The 19,280-nt window shown below is 56.7% G+C and carries 14 protein-coding genes, 1 tRNA gene and 2 rRNA genes; 4 read left to right on the forward strand and 13 right to left on the reverse strand.

Annotated elements, in window-relative coordinates; all coding sequences use genetic code 11:
* The first annotated feature begins 37 nt into the window (after window positions 1–37).
* Both ACODR9_RS07750 and ACODR9_RS07755 read left to right on the forward strand, forming a co-directional pair.
* Entirely contained in the window at window positions 38–1,204 is a 1,167-nt protein-coding gene (locus ACODR9_RS07750; RefSeq protein WP_488808609.1) for a p-hydroxyphenylacetate 3-hydroxylase oxygenase component, read from the forward strand.
* 38 nt (window positions 1,205–1,242) lie between these two features.
* Window positions 1,243–2,181, forward strand: coding sequence for a p-hydroxyphenylacetate 3-hydroxylase reductase component (locus ACODR9_RS07755; RefSeq protein WP_488808610.1), 939 nt, complete (start codon window positions 1,243–1,245; stop codon window positions 2,179–2,181).
* A gap of 64 nt (window positions 2,182–2,245) precedes the next feature.
* Here the strand turns inward: ACODR9_RS07755 and ACODR9_RS07760 are convergent, their stop codons facing one another.
* Window positions 2,246–3,031: a response regulator gene (locus tag ACODR9_RS07760; RefSeq protein ID WP_488808611.1), complete on the reverse strand. Its 786-nt coding sequence runs from the start codon at window positions 3,029–3,031 to the stop codon at window positions 2,246–2,248.
* Between the two features lie 381 nt (window positions 3,032–3,412).
* Here ACODR9_RS07760 and ACODR9_RS07765 point away from each other — a divergent pair, with 381 nt between their 5' ends.
* Entirely contained in the window at window positions 3,413–4,546 is a 1,134-nt protein-coding gene (locus ACODR9_RS07765; RefSeq protein WP_488808612.1) for a M14 family metallopeptidase, read from the forward strand.
* Between the two features lie 7 nt (window positions 4,547–4,553).
* Here the strand turns inward: ACODR9_RS07765 and ACODR9_RS07770 are convergent, their stop codons facing one another.
* The 5 genes from ACODR9_RS07770 to putA all read right to left on the reverse strand — a co-directional run bounded on the left by ACODR9_RS07770 (window position 4,554) and on the right by putA (window position 11,085).
* Complete coding sequence (locus ACODR9_RS07770) at window positions 4,554–4,916, reverse strand: cysteine-rich CWC family protein (protein WP_488808613.1); 363 nt, start codon at window positions 4,914–4,916, stop codon at window positions 4,554–4,556.
* A gap of 263 nt (window positions 4,917–5,179) precedes the next feature.
* Window positions 5,180–5,923 (reverse strand): metallophosphoesterase, encoded by a 744-nt coding sequence (locus tag ACODR9_RS07775; RefSeq protein ID WP_488808614.1) that lies wholly within the window; start codon window positions 5,921–5,923, stop codon window positions 5,180–5,182.
* A gap of 135 nt (window positions 5,924–6,058) precedes the next feature.
* Entirely contained in the window at window positions 6,059–7,285 is a 1,227-nt protein-coding gene (locus ACODR9_RS07780; protein WP_488808615.1) for a branched-chain amino acid ABC transporter substrate-binding protein, read from the reverse strand.
* Window positions 7,286–7,336: 51 nt separating this feature from the next.
* On the reverse strand, window positions 7,337–7,486 hold the full coding sequence (locus tag ACODR9_RS07785; RefSeq protein WP_488808616.1) for a hypothetical protein: 150 nt from the start codon (window positions 7,484–7,486) through the stop codon (window positions 7,337–7,339).
* A 2-nt stretch (window positions 7,487–7,488) separates the two neighbouring features.
* Window positions 7,489–11,085 carry a trifunctional transcriptional regulator/proline dehydrogenase/L-glutamate gamma-semialdehyde dehydrogenase gene (gene putA / locus ACODR9_RS07790; RefSeq protein ID WP_488808617.1) on the reverse strand — a complete coding sequence of 1,199 codons (3,597 nt, stop codon included), beginning with the start codon at window positions 11,083–11,085 and terminating at the stop codon, window positions 7,489–7,491.
* A 277-nt stretch (window positions 11,086–11,362) separates the two neighbouring features.
* On the opposite strand from putA, the gene ACODR9_RS07795 reads away from it, so the two are divergent.
* The gene (locus tag ACODR9_RS07795; protein WP_488808618.1) at window positions 11,363–11,716 is read left to right on the forward strand and encodes a DsrE/DsrF/TusD sulfur relay family protein; all 354 of its coding nucleotides are present in this window, start codon (window positions 11,363–11,365) and stop codon (window positions 11,714–11,716) included.
* A gap of 67 nt (window positions 11,717–11,783) precedes the next feature.
* Here ACODR9_RS07795 and ACODR9_RS07800 read toward each other — a convergent pair whose 3' ends face one another.
* The 7 genes from ACODR9_RS07800 to ACODR9_RS07830 form a co-directional block, all read right to left on the reverse strand.
* Window positions 11,784–12,116: a BON domain-containing protein gene (locus ACODR9_RS07800; RefSeq protein WP_488808619.1), complete on the reverse strand. Its 333-nt coding sequence runs from the start codon at window positions 12,114–12,116 to the stop codon at window positions 11,784–11,786.
* Window positions 12,117–12,349: 233 nt separating this feature from the next.
* Entirely contained in the window at window positions 12,350–13,696 is a 1,347-nt protein-coding gene (locus ACODR9_RS07805) for a sigma 54-interacting transcriptional regulator (RefSeq protein ID WP_488808620.1), read from the reverse strand.
* Window positions 13,693–14,202 carry a hypothetical protein gene (locus tag ACODR9_RS07810; protein ID WP_488808621.1) on the reverse strand — a complete coding sequence of 170 codons (510 nt, stop codon included), beginning with the start codon at window positions 14,200–14,202 and terminating at the stop codon, window positions 13,693–13,695. Before ACODR9_RS07810 ends, ACODR9_RS07805 begins: the two co-directional genes overlap by 4 nt.
* A gap of 24 nt (window positions 14,203–14,226) precedes the next feature.
* The gene (locus tag ACODR9_RS07815) at window positions 14,227–15,657 is read right to left on the reverse strand and encodes a sensor histidine kinase (protein ID WP_488808623.1); all 1,431 of its coding nucleotides are present in this window, start codon (window positions 15,655–15,657) and stop codon (window positions 14,227–14,229) included.
* A 116-nt stretch (window positions 15,658–15,773) separates the two neighbouring features.
* Window positions 15,774–15,888 (reverse strand): 5S ribosomal RNA (rrf, locus tag ACODR9_RS07820).
* A gap of 147 nt (window positions 15,889–16,035) precedes the next feature.
* Window positions 16,036–18,925 (reverse strand): 23S ribosomal RNA (locus ACODR9_RS07825).
* 279 nt (window positions 18,926–19,204) lie between these two features.
* Window positions 19,205–19,280, reverse strand: a tRNA-Ala gene (locus ACODR9_RS07830).

A 19,280-nucleotide genomic window follows, 5' to 3' on the forward strand; every position in this document is an offset into this window, starting at 1 on the left:
TTAACTTGTTAATAAACACATGCAACAGGAGACATTCATGAGCGAGAACACCCTGCTGACCCGGCTACAGCAAATCCTGCCGGAAATCGCTGCCAATGCGGACAAGGCCGAAGCCATGCGCCAGGTGCCGGAACAAAACATCCGCCTGCTCAAAGGCATTGGCATGCACCGCGCCTTCCAGCCGAAGAAATACGGCGGGCTGGAGATTTCCCTGCCTGAATTTGCTGACTGCGTGGCCGCGCTGGCCGGTGCCTGTGGCGGCACCGCCTGGGCGTTCAGCCTGCTGTGCACCCACAGCCACCAGCTGGCGATGTTCTCACCGCAATTGCAGGACGAAATCTGGGGCGACAATCCCGATGCCACCGCCAGCAGCAGCATTGCCCCGTTCAGCCAGATCGAAGAAGCCGAGGGTGGTGTTTACCTGAGCGGCGAAATGGGCTGGAGCAGCGGTTGCGATCACGCCGAATGGGCCATTGTCGGCATGCGCCGCAAAAATGCTGAAGGCGAACTGGTCTACAGCTTTGGCGTGCTGCCACGCAGCGACTATGAAATCCGCGACAACTGGTTTGCCATGGGCATGAAGGGCAGCGGCTCCAAAACTCTGGTGATTCGCAATGCCTTCACCCCCAACCACCGCATCGAAGCGGCCAAGGACATGATGGAAGGCCGCTCCAGCGGCTTTGGTCTGTACCCGGACAGCGATATTTTCACCACGCCGTATCGCCCCTACTTTGCCAGTGGCTTTGCTGCCATCAGCCTGGGTATTGCCGAGCGCATGTTGCAGGCCTTCAAGGACAAAACCGCCAATCGCGTGCGGGCCTACACCGGTGCCAGCGTCGGCACCGCCACGCCTGCCCTGATGCGCCTGGCCGAATCCACCCACCAGGTAGCCGCTGCCCACGCCCTACTGGAAAAAACCTGGCAGGATCATGCCGATCACGGACGCCGCCGTGCCTACCCGGACCGCCTGACCCTGGCCTACTGGCGTACCAATCAGGCATACGCGGTCAAGATGTGCATCGAAGCGGTGGACCGCCTGTTCAGCGCCGCCGGTGCCACCAGCTGGATGGAGGGCAACGAGTTGCAACGCCTGTTCCGAGACTCGCACATGACCGGTGCCCACGCTTATACCGATTACGATGTCTGCGCCCAGATCCTTGGCCGCGAGTTGATGGGGCTGGAACCCGACCCGAGCATGGTCTGAGCCCATCTGCCAGAACGACAAGAACCAAGGAGACAAGGATGAATACCAAGCCATCCAGCGGCGTGGACGACCCGCGCCTGTTCCGCCGCGCGCTGGGCAATTTTGCCACCGGGGTTACCGTAATGACGGCTTGCAGTCCGGACGGGCAGCACGTAGGCGTTACTGCCAACAGCTTCAACTCGGTATCGCTGGACCCACCACTGATTTTGTGGAGCATAGACAAGCGCTCCGGCAGCTACCCAGTATTTGCCGCTGCCAGCCATTTTGCCGTCAACATTCTGGCGGCAGACCAGGTCAGCCTGTCCAACCGCTTTGCCCGCCCCAGTGACGACCGCTTTGCCGGGGTGCCACACACCCAGGGTGCCGGTGGCGCGCCGCTGCTGGAGGACTGCGCCGCACGCTTCCAGTGCGAACGTCATGCTATCCATGACGGTGGCGACCACTGGATCATGCTGGGCAAGGTAGTGGCACTGGACGACTTTGGCCGCGCCCCGCTGATCTACCACCAGGGCAGCTACGCCATGGCCCTGCCGCACAACCTGCAGCAGAAAAAGGCGCTGCCGACGCAGGCATGCAGCCGCCTGCAAAAGCGCCTGGACGGCAATATCTATTATCTGTTGACCCAGGCCGTGCGCACTTACCAAAACCACTACCTGCCACGCCAACTGGCCACCGGGCTGCGCACCAGCGAAGCACGCATGCTGCTGGTGCTGGAAGACGGGCTTGATCTGGCGGCACTGCATGGCGCAGTCAACATGCCGGAGCGGGAGGTGGAGCAGGCCGTGGCAATACTGCTGCGCAAGGAGCTGATCTGCCTGCAGGAGCAACACTACAGGCTGACCGAACAGGGCCGTTTGCAAGCAGAAGCCTTGCACGATCTGGCAGAACAGCAACAGGAAGAACTACTGGGAAGCTTCGATGCAGAACAGGTATCGGCACTGAAAAACATACTGCAGGGCATCATCCGCCAGCACTAGCCAGCGTCAAGTGCCTCAACGGCTTCAGGCGCGGCCACGCCGCCCCTGAAGCACTCCAAGACCATCACGCTATGGCTTGCAGCTGCTGCTCCAGCGTTTGCAGGCGATGACGCAGATCCTCCAGCAGAATACCCACCTGCTCGGCATGACCCGCCTTGCAGGCTTTTTCCATCTGTTCGCAATCCCGCGCTACTTGCTGCGCATCAATCAAGCGGGCAGCGCCCTTGATCTTGTGCAGCACCTGCGCCAGATCCACCCACTGCTGCCGGCCATACAAGGCAAATGCCTCCGCCAGGTCCTGCCGGTTGCTGTCCAGCAACTTGCACACAAATTTCTTCATCAACACCACATCGCCATCAAACAGGGTGGACAGGCTGTCATTCACATAAACCGGCAGTCGCTGCATGCTGCCTGCCAAGCTGAAGCGCAACAAGGTGGTATGCAGCACCGGCAAGGTCACCGGCTTGCTCAGCAGGATATTGAAACCGGCCTCCTCTGCCCGTTGCCGCTCTTTCTCACCGGGGTCTGCGGATATGCCAATGACCGGACGCATATCGCCATCGCTGCGCAGTTGCCGCACCAGGCAAAAACCATCCAGCTGTGGCATGCCCAAGTCGGTCAGCAGGCAGTCAAACTGCTGCTGCCGCCATTGATTCAGCGCCTCCAGTCCGTTGCCGACACCAACCACCTCGCACCCCAGCCGTTGCAACTGGCTGTTGAGCAAAAACAGATTGGCCAGATTGTCCTCAGCCACCAATACCCGTGGCTGCAGGCCTTCGGCCCAGAGGCCGGCTGCAGGCTGCACCTGGCTGTCCGGTGCGCCATATGCACCGGGACCAGATTCAGACACAGCGCTCTGCGGCCTGCTGCTGATGCGTTGCATCATTGAAAAAAACTGATTGTTTGACATGACACTGACACCTGTTTTGATTATCCGGACACTCCCACCTCTTCATCCACTTGTCGGGCTTATGCAAGAAGCTCTTTAAGCTTAGAAAGGGGAACGGCATCACTATCCGGGTTATTTCTCAACAAACAATAAGAAATTTCTGATCATGCAAAAGGTCAACGCATAGCTCGCCAATCGACACGGTAAATGCCGCAGATGTGTCGCATCCGGGCTGCAGACAGCACACATAAACATTGCAGAGACATCCCAGGCACAACGCGTTACATTGCAGTCTGATGGCAATAAGGCCAGAACAATGCAGTGGCCAGAGACGGAGCATGCATGATCCACCACCACCACCCTCTTACTTCCAGCTGCCTGGGAACACAGCGCCAGCTATCCAGCTTTCACTTTGGTCAGCCGGGCAGCCCTGCTGGCAAAGCCTATATCCAGGCCTCGCTGCATGCGGATGAACTCCCCGGCATGCTGACCGCCTGGGAACTGAAGCAGCGGCTGCAGGAACTGGAACAACAAGGCAAGATTGCCGGGGAAATCATTCTGGTTCCGCAAGCCAACCCCATCGGGCATGCCCAATCGATACAGGGTTATCAGTTGGGCCGTTTCGATCTGGCCAGCGGACAAAATTTTAACCGCCACTATCCGCAGCTCACCAGTGCGGTTTATGCCGCCGTAAAAACCCAACTGGGTGCAGATGCAAAAAGCAATACCGCCCGTATCAGGCAGGCCATGCGTCAGCACCTGCGTCAGTTGACCGAGCCGACCGAGCTGGTCAGCCTGCGCAAGACACTTATGTTGCTGGCTGCCGATGCCGACATCGTGTTGGACCTGCATTGCGACAGCCATGCAGCGCTGCATATCTATACCGGCACCCCGCTATGGGAGCAGTGCGAACCCCTGGCGCGCTATCTGCAATCGCATGCGCAGCTGCTGGCTACCGAGTCGGGTGATTATCCCTTTGACGAAGCCTGCAGCCAGACCTGGTGGGAACTGCAGGCCCTGTGCAAGCAAGATGGACTGGAAGTTCCCATCGAAATGGCCTGCCTGTCGGTAACGGTGGAATTGCGTGGCCAGCATCAGGTAAACCGGCAACTGGCCACGCAGGATGCAGCGGCCATTCTGAATTTCCTGCGCTGGCGCGGGCTGATCACGGGCGATGCGCCCGCAGCCTTACCAGCACTGCTCTACCCGGCAACGCCTCTGGCCGGGTCGGAAAATCTGGTCGCTCCCCATCCGGGTGTGATCAGCTTTTTACTGCCGCCGGGCAGCGTGGTGACGGCGGGGCAGCCGGTGGCCGAAGTCATCGACCCCTTGCAAGACAAGGTGGCGGTGCTCAGCTCCGCATACGGCGGCATGCTGTATGCCCATGAGCTGCACCCCTATGCCACAGCCGGAATGACCGTGGCCAAAGTTGCCACGGCGCAGGCATTCAAGACTGGCAAACTACTGTCAGCCTGAAGACTGGTTAATCCGGGTCTGATGCCGCATTAGACCCGGCCTTGGCAATGGCCAGCAGCAAGCAGGATGGACAGAGGCAATCCGTGCCATTCTCGCCCAACGGCATGATATTAGGCAGCTTTGTGCACCAGCAGCTGTTGGCCGGCCCATTGGCTCCGCAACCAAAGCTGTCGCCGCAACGCTGGCACTGCTTGGCTGTGGCCTGTGCTGGCAAGGCAAGCAGGCGATCCCACACCGCTTTTTTCTCGAAATCACTGAAACCAGGCCAGCTGGCAATTTCTTTGATGGAGCGTCGGCAACTAAGGCAATGCTCACCGGTGGCATCCAGTTGGCAACGCTGCTGGCATGGTGATGGAATGGGCGGCTTCATACTGCAGGCCCGACCATGAAAAAAGCCGATGGCGCAGAGCACAAGAACTGCGCAATTGTGCTGCGACTCAATCCCGGCCTGCAAAAAATGTGACACGTTTGATACATAGACAACCTGCTACAAGGGGAATAGTACTAACCCGGCACGCGGGACCAGATACCAAAAATCATACGGCATGATAACAAGACAGTTAAATGGCATGCAGATACAAGCATTTTACTTGTCCATGCGCAAATAAAACCCAGCGTCATCATGCCGGCAGTTCACCCTTCCATCACATCACTGCTATATCCTTTGTCGCCTACCTTGACGCTATGCGTCTGCAAGGTATCAAGCTGCAGCATGCTCAGGCTGCGGCCATACACGCCACCGGTATCCAGATACCAGACATTATCAATGCTGCGCACCCCGGCCTGGGGGGTATGCCCGACACAGAGCATGAAAACGCCCACCACCGGCTTGCGTACCATGCCCTTGGCGCGCAAACGGCACCAGGTAATTTGCCGCAGCAGCTTGCCGCCTTCTTCCCCCCAGGGCTGAGGCAGGGCCAGCTGTTCGCGCAGGCCATTCCAGTCATCGAGCGGACAGTCAGCATGCAGCAGCCCGATCAGGCCGTGTTCGCATGCCACTTCAATGGCCAAGGGCAGTTGCTTGAATGCGGTACGGTAGGCCTGCTTGTCCCGTTCCGCCAGACAGATAAACCAGCCACCGCCATTATTCAGATAACGCTCGCAGGCATCGGTTTGCGCCAGATCGAAATCCAGCGCCATCTGCTCGTGATTTCCACGCACGGCATAAAACCAGGGCTTGGCCAGCCACTCCAGTACCTGACGGGACTCCGGCCCCCGGTCCACCAGGTCACCCACTGAAAACAGGCGATCGCGACTTCCATCGAACACCACGTTTTCCAGTAACTGGCGCAATTCGGTAAAACAGCCGTGGACATCACCCACGACAAAATCCCGTCCGTTCTGGTTGGCGGGCAGGCTGGCAAACAACTCAGTCATACACAATCACAAAGGTTTTATCGATTTACCGCATTATTATGCACATCTGTCCCGCTACTGCGGGAATTTGTCTAACGGCAGGTATGAAAAAACGGCGCAGACTCTGCGCCGTTTCTGTATCAACTACTGCCTGAATTACTGTGCTGCAGATGCAGCAGCCGGAGCAGCAGCACCGCCACCGATGGTCTGCATCACTTTCCATTGGCCGCCTTCAACCTTGTAAACGGTAATGCCGCCGTCTTTCAGGTCACCCTTGTCGTCGTAAGTCCAGTTGGCAGAAGTCACACCGGAGTACTTGATCTTGGCCAGAACCGGCAGATAAGCCTTGGGATCGGTGGAGTTGGCATCCTTCATGGCCTGGATCATGGCGCGGGTAGCGTCATAGCCGTACGGCGAGTAAGTGGCTACGTCGGCCTTGAAACGTGCCTTGTACTTGTCGGCGTATTCCTTGCCCTTGGGCATTTGTTCCAGCGGCAGGCCAGCCAGCGAAGCGATAGAGCCTTCGGCGTCCTTGCCAGCCAGTTGCAGGAAGTTCGGGGTCTTGGTCATTTCGCCGGAAATCAGCGGTGCCTTCAGGCCCAGACGCTTCATCTGCTTGGCCATCGGGGCGGACTGGGCGTCAGCACCACCGTAGAACACCACATCCGGGTTCACACCCTTGATGGAGGTCAGGATGGCAGCAAAATCGGTTGCCTTGTCATTGGTGAATTCGCGCTTGGCCACTTCGCCACCGGAAGCCTTGACGGCTTTTTCGAATTCGTCAGCCAAGCCTTGGCCGTAAGCGGTACGGTCGTCAACGATGACGATTTTCTTGGCCTTCAGGGTGTCCACCACAAACTTGCCCATCACGCTACCTTGCTGGGTATCGGAGGTCATGGAGCGGAAGGTGTTCTTGAAGCCCTGCGCAGTGAATACCGGGGAAGTCGCCATGGCGATCATCGGGATACCGGCGTCAGAGTAGATCTTGGAGGCCGGGATGGCGCAACCGGAGTTGAAGTGACCGATGATGCCGGAAACCTTGTCGTCCACCAGCTTCTGGGCCAGTTGGGTAGCCGTTTTCGGGTCGGCCTGGTCATCCTGGGCTTCCAGTTCGAAAGTTACCGGCTTGCCACCGATGGTCGGCTTCTCGGCGTTGGCATCTTCAATGGCCAGGGTCACGCCGTTTTTGTATTCTTCGCCATAGTGGGCTTGCGGGCCGGTCAGCGGAGCGGCAAAGCCGATTTTCACGGTGTCGCCAGCAGCGGCAGCAGCCGGTGCGGATGCGCCAGCCGGAGCAGCAGCGTCGTCTTTCTTGCCACATGCGGACAGTGCCAGAGCGGCAGCTACAGCGATGGTAACGGTAGTCAGCTTGGTGAATTGCATCTTGAATCCTCTATCTTTCGGTCTCTCCTGTCCGCTTGTGACGGACAGATCTCATGCAGCGAGCTTGTTGTAAGTTAAAACGCTGGCGGCATTATTCCAATGCCGCCAGCTCATGACAAGTAGCTTGGCACAGATAACATCGTTCAGCCCCGGTTTGTGACCATTCCCGCCAATCGGCAGGAAGTCTCCGGGGCTGACCATGATCAGTCGCCAATACTCATCAGGCTGGCATTACCGCCTGCCGCCGTGGTGTTAACGCTGACTGCGCGCTCCACCACCAGACGATGCAGGTTGTAGCCATCTTTACCGGCCAGTACCAGGGGAATCAGCGCGCCGTCACGTTGCGCCAGTTGCTGGCGCACCTTGGCGGCATCATTCCCTTCGTACAGCACAGCATCCAGCGACGCGGTCAGCACATCTTGCGTCAGCTCGACATGGCTGCCCAGCGTGCTGGCCAACTGGCGATTGGCCGGCGAATCCGCCAGCACTGCCACATTACCGGTGGCCAGTACGGCCACCAGTTGTTCGGCCAGCATGGCATTGCTGCTGGCCACGCACCCTACCTTGCCGCGTGCGGCAAAGCAGAGCGTGTTCTTTTCACCGGTCGGGCCGGGCAGGCTCACCTGATGGGTCAGCGGCGAGACACGACGTGCGGCATCGATACGTGCATTCAGGCCACTCACGCCCAGGCTGTCCGCCACGGCAGCCAGCTTGGACAGCCCGGCCAGATTAGCGGCTACCGGCTGTAGTGCCAGCTTCGGTTCCCAGGCTGCACGCGTCAGACGGTACAGGTAGAACGGGCCACCAGCCTTGGGGCCGGTACCGGACTTGCCTTCGCCACCAAAAGGCTGCACACCCACTACCGCGCCCACGATGTTGCGGTTGACGTAGACATTGCCCACTTTGATCTTGTCGACGATGTTGTTGATGGTTTCGTCGATACGGCTGTGAATGCCGTGCGTCAGACCATAGCCGGTGCTGTTGATCTCGGCCACCACCTTGTCCAGCTGGTTGGCTTCAAAGCGCAGCACATGCAATACCGGGCCGAATACTTCACGGGTCAGGTCGGACAGGTTATCGATTTCAAACAGCGTCGGGGCGACGAATGTGCCTTGTTGGCATTCAGCAGACAAGGGGGTCTGATAGTTCCAGCGCGCGCGGGACTTCATCTTGTCGATGTGTGCCAGCAGGCCAGCCTGCGCTTCGGCATCAATCACCGGGCCAACATCGGTATTCAGCTTGGCCGGGTTACCCACGGTCAGTTCGGCCATCGCGCCCTTGATCATGGCGATCACCTTGTCGGCGATATCGCTTTGCAGATACAGCACGCGCAGTGCGGAGCAGCGCTGACCGGCAGAGTCGAAAGCCGAGCTCAGTACATCGGTCACCACTTGTTCCGGCAGCGCCGAGCTGTCCACGATCATGGCGTTCTGGCCACCGGTTTCGGCCACCAGCACCACGTCCTCGCCACGCTTGGCCAGGGTGCGGTTGATGATTTGCGCCACTTCGGTGGAGCCGGTAAAGATCACGCCCTGGATGCGCGGATCGCTGGTAAGCGCAGCGCCGACAATCTCGCCACGGCCCGGCAGCAGTTGCAGCACATCACGCGGCACACCGGCTTCGTGCAGCAGGCGCACGGCATAGGCAGCAATCAGGTTGGTCTGCTCGGCCGGTTTGGCCAGTACCGGGTTACCGGCGGCCAGCGAGGCAGTCACTTCGCCAATGAAAATGGCCAGCGGGAAGTTCCACGGGCTGATACACACCACCGGGCCCAGCGGCAGGTGGGTGGCATTGTCAAAGTTGGCCACGATCTGGGCAGCGTAATAACGGCAGAAGTCCACCGCTTCACGCACTTCGGCAATGGCATTGCTCAGGGTCTTGCCGGCTTCGCGCACAGCCAGGCCCATCAGCGCAGGCATGTGGTCTTCCATCAGGTCGGCCATGCGGTTCAGGCAGGCCGCACGGTCCACCACCGGGGTATTGGCCCAGCGTGCAGCGGCGGATTCAGCCAGCTGCAGCGCACGTTCCACATGCGCCGCTGTGGCTTCAATCACCTCACCGACGATGTCGGCATGGTCGGCCGGGTTACGTACCGGCAGCTTGTCGCCTTCGCTGATATCGGCATCGCCCAACAGCGGGAAGGCTGCCCATTGCTGTTGCTCGGAGCCTTGCAGGCCAATTTGCAATGCAGCCAGTACATGCTCGCTGGACAGGTCCAGGCCTTTGGAATTCTGACGCTCGCTGCCATACAAGGAAACCGGCAGGGCAATCTTGTGATGCGGCAGGCCCGCATGGCTGGCGGCTTCAGCCACCTGATCGGTCACCAATTCGTCGATGGACACGTTTTCGTCGACAATGCGGTTGACGAAGGAACTGTTAGCACCGTTTTCCAGCAGGCGGCGTACCAAGTAGGCCAGCAGGGTTTCGTGCGAACCCACCGGCGCATAGATACGGCAGGCCTTGCCCAGATTGTCCTTGCCCACCACCTGGTCGTACAGGGTTTCACCCATGCCGTGCAGGCACTGGAATTCGTAATCCAGGCCCTGACCCAGCTGATAGATGGCCGACAGGCTGTAGGCATTGTGGGTGGCAAACTGCGGGTAAATAGCATCTTGAGCCGCCAGCAGGCGCTTGGCGCAAGCCAGATAGGAAATATCGGTATACACCTTGCGGGTATACACCGGATAGCCCGGCAGGCCATCCACCTGGGCGCGCTTGATTTCGGCATCCCAATAAGCGCCCTTCACCAGACGCACCATAAAGCGGTGGCCGGAGCGGCGCGCCAGATCCACCAGATAATCAATGATGAACGGGCAACGCTTCTGGTAAGCCTGCACCACCAGGCCAATACCATTCCAGCCTGCCAGGTCCTTGTCGAAGGCCAGCTGTTCCAGCAGGTCCAGCGACAGCTCCATGCGGTCTGCTTCTTCGGCGTCAATGTTCAGGCCGATATTGTATTGCTTGGCCAGAACCAGCAGTTCCTTCAGGCGGGCATACAGCTCGGTCATCACGCGTTCGCGCTTGGCACGGCTGTAACGCGGGTGAATGGCGGACAGTTTTACCGAAATGCCCGGGCCATCGTAAACGCCACGCCCGGCAGATTCCTTGCCGATGGCGTGAATCGCCATCACATAGTCTTTCATGTAACGCTGGGCATCATCCTCGGTCATGGCGGCTTCACCCAGCATGTCGTAGGAGAAGCGATAGCCACGTGCTTCGCGCTCGCGGCCGTTTTCGAGTGCCTGTTCGATGGTTTCACCGGTCACGAACTGCTTGCCCAGCATGCGCATGGACATGTCCACACCCTTGCGGATCAGCGGCTCGCCACCCTTGGCGATCAGGCGGGTCATGGCAGAGGACAGACCTTGCTCACTGTGCGAGGAAACCAGCTTGCCAGTCACCACCAGGCCCCAGGCTGCGGCATTCACAAACAAAGAAGAACTATTGCCCAGGTGGGCTTTCCAGTCACCACGGGAAATCTTGTCGCGGATCAGCTTGTCGGCAGTTTCCTTGTCCGGAATGCGCAGCAAGGCTTCCGCCAGACACATCAGCGCAATACCTTCGGCACTGTCTAGCGAGAATTCATGCATCAGGGCATCCACCCCGCTGGAGCGCGTACGCTCATGCCGCACCTGGCTGACCAGGCGGCGCGCCAGGTCCTGGGTAGCGGTTACCTGTGCCGGCTGCAAAGCCGCTTGCGGCAACAAGGCCTGTACACATTCCTGTTCATCGCGACGGTATGCGGATGTAATGGCATCGCGCAGGGCGCTCTGGTTTAGGGCAAACACCTCGAATTGCATGGAAAACTCCCGATTTTGTTCGCAGCCCGGTTTATACCGGTTAAGATTTGCCTATTGTATACAATTGCATTTTTCTTTGTTCGACAATATAAAATATTCTTGAAGTTTTACACCCTGGCGGTAACGGCAGAGCAAGGCAAATCAAGCGACTTGTCCTATTATTCGGCACATCGCAACAGCCTGTAGCTGTTGCATTGCCACAACGTACCGGCCTGCCGCCGCTGCAGACCATCGCCCCTGACAGGCCAATCCACTTTGTAGTAGAGACAGGATATCCGTGCAGAATATTTTATTGATACTGAATGCCAGCCCCTATGGCAGCGAGCGCAGCCTGAGCGCATTGCGACTGACACTTGCGCTTGCCAGCCATGCGCAGCCCAGCCGCATCAAGCTTTTTTTACTATCCGATGCCGTCTTTACCGCACAAAGCGGCCAGGGCAACACTGCCGGTCCCAGCCTGGGAGATATGCTGGCAGAGGCCATGGCACATGGTGCTGCCGTATTTGTTTGTCGCACCTGCGCCGATGCACGCGGGCTCGATCAAGGACGTTTGCTGGCCGGGGTCAAGATAGGCAGCATGCCTGAGCTTGCCAGCTGGACGCTGGAAGCAGATAAAGTCATCAGCTTCTGAATAAAAAAAGGCCTGCCTCTCGGGGGGAAGGCAGGCCAAAGGGCAGTTCACATCAAGCAATACACAGTCAGATTGGACGAATCGACATTTCGGAGCGGACCTCACGCACTCCAGGCACATTGGCGGCAACCTCCAGCAGCTGCCGGATGGTATCCCGGCTGGGGCTTGACCCCTTCAGCCGCACCATGCCGGCCTTGACCCAGGGATGCACCACGGCACCAGAGCCATCCGCCAACGGTTTCAATACTTCATTCAATTCCCAGGCAATTTTTTCATCATCAGATAGATGAGAAACGGCAACATGCTCAGCAATCGGATCAATCAACAAACTTCCCGTTGCCATCGCAGCCTGCAGGGGAAGCAACAATAAAAGCAGTAATCCAAAGCGTTTGATTTTCATTGCACACCTCTCGACAAGAGCGTTACCACTGCTGTTGCAATTGCCGTGCCAGATATGAATACCTCTTACAGAACAACAACTTGCAAAATAAAATTGCTAATTCCCCAGCAATACCAACCTGAAATTGTCGCCTCCCGGCGACAAGCCCAAAGCCGAAAAAAGCTAACACCATGATTTAAAAGAAAAACCCCCTGTCGCCATCTAGCGACAGGGGGTTGATGACATGCGTGAAATCAAAAATCTTTGAATGCCGAAGCCACCAGATCATGCTTTTGCAGCAGGCGGTAAAACTCGGTTCGGTTCCGGTCTGCAATGCGCGCGGCCACACTGGCATTGCCAGCAGTTACACGCAGCAGCTTTTCCAGGTAATCCCGCTCAAACTGACGCCGGGCTTCCGCCAGTGTCGGGATGCTGGCCATGCCATCAGACACCGCCTTTTGCACCAGGCTTAACGGTATCAGCCCGGACGTGCTCAACACGCAGCACTGCTCTACCGCATTGGCCAACTGACGGACGTTGCCTGACCAGCGCAAACTGCACAAATACTCCATGGCATCAGGCGCAAAGCCCGCTACCTCCTTACCATAGCGCTCACACAGCTGTGCCAGAAAATGCTGGGCCAGTAGCGGAATATCCTCACGGCGATCGCTCAGTGCGGGCAATTGCAAGGCCACCACGTTCAACCGATAAAACAGATCCTCGCGAAACAGGCCGTCACCAATCAGCGACTCCAGATCCCGGTGAGTTGCCGAGATCACGCGCACATCCACCGCCACCGACTTGCCGGCACCAACCGGTCTCACTTCCCGCTCCTGCAGCACGCGCAGCAGTTTGACCTGCAAGGCCAGCGGCATGTCGCCGATTTCATCCAGAAACAATGTTCCGCCATCGGCCTGGGCAATCAAACCCTGATGCCGCGCTGCCGCGCCGGTGAAGGCACCCTTTTCATGACCAAACAATTCGCTTTCCAGCAAATTATCCGGAATCGCCGCGCAATTGACAGCGATAAACGGACCATTCCCCCGTGGACTGGCACGATGCAATGCCCGAGCCAGCACTTCTTTGCCGGTGCCGCTTTCGCCACGAATCAATACACTGGCATCTGTGGCAGCAATCAGCCGTGCCTCGGCCAGCAACTCATCCATCAAAGGACTGCAACTGACGACTTCCGCACGCCAGGCATCCTGCTCATCAAGCGCAATGGCAGGAGCGGACAGTAGCAAGGCCTGCTCCACCTTACCCAGCAGGGCTGCACTATCAAACGGCTTGACCAGATAGCCAAATACTCCACGGCTAACCGCATCGACAGCATCCGGCACCGTGCCGTGCGCGGTAAGCATGATCACCGGCATCGATGGATAGCTCTTTTTCACCAGCTCGAACAACTCCATGCCATTCAAACCAGGCAAACGCCAATCAGTAAGCAGCACATCGGCCCGGCGCACCGCCAGCGCGCTCAAGGCGGCTTCTGCAGAGGCTGCCTTATCGACCACATAGCCTGCCGCCTCCAGGCGCAGACTAAGCAGCCGTAACAGATCCGCATCGTCGTCAACCAGTAATACCCGCCCGCTACGCATCATGGCTGTATCTTCTTCTTGCTGGCCTTGTTGACCATGGATTGTTCGATCTGGCGCAAACCATCCAGCTTGGCAGCCAGCTCATCTGCACGTCGCTGCTGCTCAGCCAACTGGACACTGCTTCTTTGCAGTGCATCTTCATGCCGCCTGCGCTCATTCAGTTGGCTGGCCAACAATATGGACAAGCCAGCCAAGCCCTCTGCTGGCTCTTGCCGCAGCTGGGCATTTGCCATTTCCAGCTGTAATCGAATTGCATCAAACTTCGGCTCACCATTTAGTAACTGCTGTGCCACATAACGCAATCGGTCACCGGCACACGCATCTCTCGCCAGCGGTACAGCCTCCCGGCCACGACGTACGCCGCTCAACACGGCATCCGCATCAGGACAGTTGCGTAGCAGGTATTTTCCAGTTGAAGGGTTGGCCCCATCCCGCGCCTGTCGCCCAGACAGCGCAGCACACCCTGACAACATGCCCAACAACAGCAGGGCACAAATATTTTCACGCATTATGCAAGTACTCACCCATAAACCTCATGGCCACCAGACACACAAATGTGCGCCACGTACAGCCGGTAATGACTCGACATCGCCACCCATCAATTGAGCAAACGTTTTCACCATGGTCAGCCCAATGCCGCTGCCGGGCACTTCCCCAACAGGAGCGGGGCCGGTATAAAAGGGCTGAAAGACAAGCGTGTGATTTTGTGCGGAAATTCCAGGCCCCTGATCAATGACAGATACCCAGGTACGGTCAGAATTTCTGCCAATATCCACAGAAATCACACCATTAACAGGTGAAAACCGTATGGCGTTAGAAAGAAGATTATCAATAATGGTTCGGAATTTTTCCTGATCAACCTGTACCAGCAAAGCAGCCTGGGGCAACTCCAGTTTGATGCTCTTTTGTTGCAACAGGGGCTGCATGGCTTCAGCTGCCTGCGCAATCAGAACCTGCAGATCATATTGCTGCATGGCAAGCGGCCGCTCCAACCAATTGGCCGCATCATGCAGTAAAAGCGCGTCAACACGCTGCCGTAGCAGCCGGGTATTGGACAACGTAATGGCCACGATTTCCTGCTGTGAAGCCAGCAATGGACCGGGAATCTGGTCCTGCAGCAATGAGGACGCCTCCTGAATTGCCGCCAGCGGCGTTTTCAGCTCATGCGAAACATGACGAAAAAAATCAGCCTTATCCTCCTCCAGCCTAGCAAGACGCCGATCAAGCTCTCCAAGCGCGGTAGCCAGCTGCACAATATCCGCAGGGGCAGACATTGCCCACTCCTGGCCACGCTGACCTTGCGCCAGCGCGGCAATCTTGCTGCGCAGCTGCTGCAATGGCCTAACCAGTAACCAGGCCAATAGCAATCCAGAAACCACAGCAAGACATAAGGATAAAATTGCAACCCGGTCGGCTTGCTGACGCTTTGCACGCAGGCTGCTATCCCATTGCAGTCTTTTGAATTCTGCCAGCCCCCTGATATGGGTCTCAAGCTCACTGCCCAGACCAGCCAAAGCCTCGTACTGACGTGACCACTCAGCCGCAGGATGATCCGCACCATCAAGCAGCCGCTGTGACAGCCCGCTCCAGCGTGCCAAATTCCGCCCCAACACCTGCAGGCCACTGTCATCCATGCTTTTAAGACGCTCCGCCAGTTGCCTTAACCCTGACAGCGCCTCTTGCCCTGCACGAGAATAACTTTCCTCATGCAAAACACTCCATTGCCGGGTTGCCCGCTCGAATAGCTCACCCTGACTGGAAAATGCACGCATGGACTCCGACAGCAGCTGCGATTGTCGCTGGCTCTGGTCTACCTGCTCAGTCAATTGCTGTAGATGCCACCAGGTTTGCACCAGGGCCAACGAAGGAATCAGCGTCACCACAAACAAGCTGGCAACCAGCAAAGTCTTGAAAGAGAGATGGCGCAATATCATGAGGAATCCATCGCCAAAGAAATACTGCATTGTCTGTCATGATGATTGTGCTTCACAAATCATACAGGCTTAGACGCAGTGATTGATAAATAGCCACCCTAGAATGCAAAAAGCCCAGCTCGATTGAGCTGGGCTTCTAATGGGGAGTCTGGCGGTGTCCTACTTTCACATGGCGAATGCCACACTATCATCGGCGCTAAGGCGTTTCACGGTCCTGTTCGGGATGGGAAGGCGTGGGACCACCTCGCTATGGCCACCAGACATAAACTGTCAACAAACTCGAAGAAGCTTTGTACTCCAGACGCCTGTCTGGAACACTGAATTAATTAGATTTCTTAATCTTGGATCTTTGATCGCGTCGCACACACTCTATCTCGTCAGCCCGGTTTCCCAAGCCACTCAAATGATAGGATCAAGCCTCACGAGCAATTAGTATCGGTTAGCTTAACGCCTCACAGCGCTTCCACACCCGACCTATCAACGTCCTGGTCTCGAACGACTCTTCAGGAGGGTCAAGCCCTCAGGGAAGTCTCATCTTCAGGCGAGTTTCGCGCTTAGATGCTTTCAGCGCTTATCTCTTCCGAACTTAGCTACCCGGCAATGCCACTGGCGTGACAACCGGTACACCAGAGGTTCGTCCACTCCGGTCCTCTCGTACTAGGAGCAGCCCCCGTCAAACTTCCAACGCCCACTGCAGATAGGGACCAAACTGTCTCACGACGTTTTGAACCCAGCTCACGTACCACTTTAAATGGCGAACAGCCATACCCTTGGGACCGGCTACAGCCCCAGGATGTGATGAGCCGACATCGAGGTGCCAAACACCGCCGTCGATGTGAACTCTTGGGCGGTATCAGCCTGTTATCCCCGGAGTACCTTTTATCCGTTGAGCGATGGCCCTTCCATTCAGAACCACCGGATCACTATGTCCTGCTTTCGCACCTGCTCGACTTGTCGGTCTCGCAGTTAAGCTACCTTTTGCCATTGCACTATCAGCACGATTTCCGACCGTACCTAGGTAACCTTCGAACTCCTCCGTTACACTTTGGGAGGAGACCGCCCCAGTCAAACTGCCTACCATGCACTGTCCCCGATCCGGATAACGGACCAAGGTTAGAACCTCAAAGGGGTCAGGGTGGTATTTCAAGGTCGGCTCCACCAGAACTAGCGTCCTGGCTTCAAAGCCTCCCACCTATCCTACACAAACCACTTCAAAGTCCAATGCAAAGCTACAGTAAAGGTTCACGGGGTCTTTCCGTCTAGCAGCGGGGAGATTGCATCTTCACAAACACTTCAACTTCGCTGAGTCTCAGGAGGAGACAGTGTGGCCATCGTTACGCCATTCGTGCGGGTCGGAACTTACCCGACAAGGAATTTCGCTACCTTAGGACCGTTATAGTTACGGCCGCCGTTTACTGGGGCTTCGATCAAGAGCTTGCACCCCATCACTTAACCTTCCAGCACCGGGCAGGCGTCACACCCTATACGTCCACTTTCGTGTTGGCAGAGTGCTGTGTTTTTGATAAACAGTCGCAGCCACCGATTCTCTGCGACCTCTCCAAGCTCCATCCGCAAGGGATCTCACCTAAAGAGGCATACCTTCTCCCGAAGTTACGGTATCAATTTGCCGAGTTCCTTCTCCTGAGTTCTCTCAAGCGCCTTAGAATTCTCATCCTGCCCACCTGTGTCGGTTTGCGGTACGGTTCTTGTGTAGCTGAAGCTTAGTGGCTTTTCCTGGAAGCGTGGTATCAGTCACTTCAGGTCCGTAGACCCTCGTTATCACTTCTCGGTGTTGAATGAAAGGGCGGATTTGCCTACCCTAACCACCTACCAGCTTGAACGACCTATTCCAACAGGCCGCTGACCTAACCTTCTCCGTCCCCACATCGCACTACACAAAAGTACGGGAATTTTAACCCGTTTCCCATCGACTACGCTTTTCAGCCTCGCCTTAGGGGCCGACTCACCCTACGCCGATGAACGTTGCGTAGGAAACCTTGGGCTTTCGGCGAGCGGGCTTTTCACCCGCTTTATCGCTACTCATGTCAGCATTCGCACTTCTGATATCTCCAGCATCCCTTTCGAGACACCTTCACAGACCTACAGAACGCTCCCCTACCATCTGCACTTACGTGCAAATCCGCAGCTTCGGTTATCAGTTTGAGCCCCGTTACATCTTCCGCGCAGGACGACTCGACCAGTGAGCTATTACGCTTTCTTTAAATGATGGCTGCTTCTAAGCCAACATCCTGGCTGTCTGGGCCTTCCCACTTCGTTTACCACTTAACTGATCATTTGGGACCTTAGCTGGCGGTCTGGGTTGTTTCCCTCTTGACGATGGACGTTAGCACCCACCGTCTGTCTCCCATGCTCGCACTTTCCGGTATTCAGAGTTTGCCATGGTTTGGTAAATCGCAATGACCCCCTAGCCATAACAGTGCTTTACCCCCGGAAGTGATACATGAGGCACTACCTAAATAGTTTTCGGGGAGAACCAGCTATCTCCGAGTTTGTTTAGCCTTTCACCCCTATCCACAGCTCATCCCCTAGTTTTGCAACACTAGTGGGTTCGGACCTCCAGTGCGTGTTACCGCACCTTCATCCTGGCCATGGATAGATCACTCGGTTTCGGGTCTACGCCCAGCAACTAAAGCGCCCTATTCGGACTCGGTTTCCCTACGCCTCCCCTATGCGGTTAAGCTTGCTACTGAACGTAAGTCGCTGACCCATTATACAAAAGGTACGCAGTCACCCCTTGCGAGGCTCCCACTGTTTGTATGCATCCGGTTTCAGGTTCTATTTCACTCCCCTCCCGGGGTTCTTTTCGCCTTTCCCTCACGGTACTGGTTCACTATCGGTCGATCACGAGTATTTAGCCTTGGAGGATGGTCCCCCCATCTTCAAACAGGATTTCGCGTGTCCCGCCCTACTTTTCGTATGCTTAGTACCAAGAATGAAATTTCGTGTACGGGGCTATCACCCACTACGGCGGCAGTTTCCAATGCCTTCCACTATCTCAATCTCTATCACATACAGGCTATTCCGCGTTCGCTCGCCACTACTGACGGAATCTCGGTTGATTTCTTTTCCTCGAGTTACTTAGATGTTTCAGTTCACTCGGTTCGCTTCCACGTACCTATGTATTCAGTACGGGATACCCTTGCGGGTGGGTTTCCCCATTCGGATATCGCGGGATCAAAGCTCTATTGCCAGCTCCCCCGCGCTTTTCGCAGGCTTACACGTCCTTCATCGCCTGTGATCGCCAAGGCATCCACCAGATGCACTTAGTCGCTTGACCCTATCATTTCAGTAACCTAAGTCACCAATCTGACAAGATTGTGTTTGTGCGACATGTCACACCGCCCCTTTTGATATGGCGACGTGACATTAGATACAATCAAATTCCCAAGATGACGATTTGTCCCACATGCAGAGTTAACTGCAGGTGTTTCATCTCGCCGTCTAATTAATTCGGCTTCTTCAGTTTGTTAAAGATCGGGCATTGTAAAAACAACGCAAACAGAAATTCACGCAGCAATAAAATCTGCTGTGTGCGCTTTTGTTTGCACTGTAAGAATGGTGGAGGATGACGGGATCGAACCGACGACCCCCTGCTTGCAAAGCAGGTGCTCTCCCAACTGAGCTAATCCCCC

Source organism: Aquitalea sp. FG25 (genome assembly GCF_057809375.1).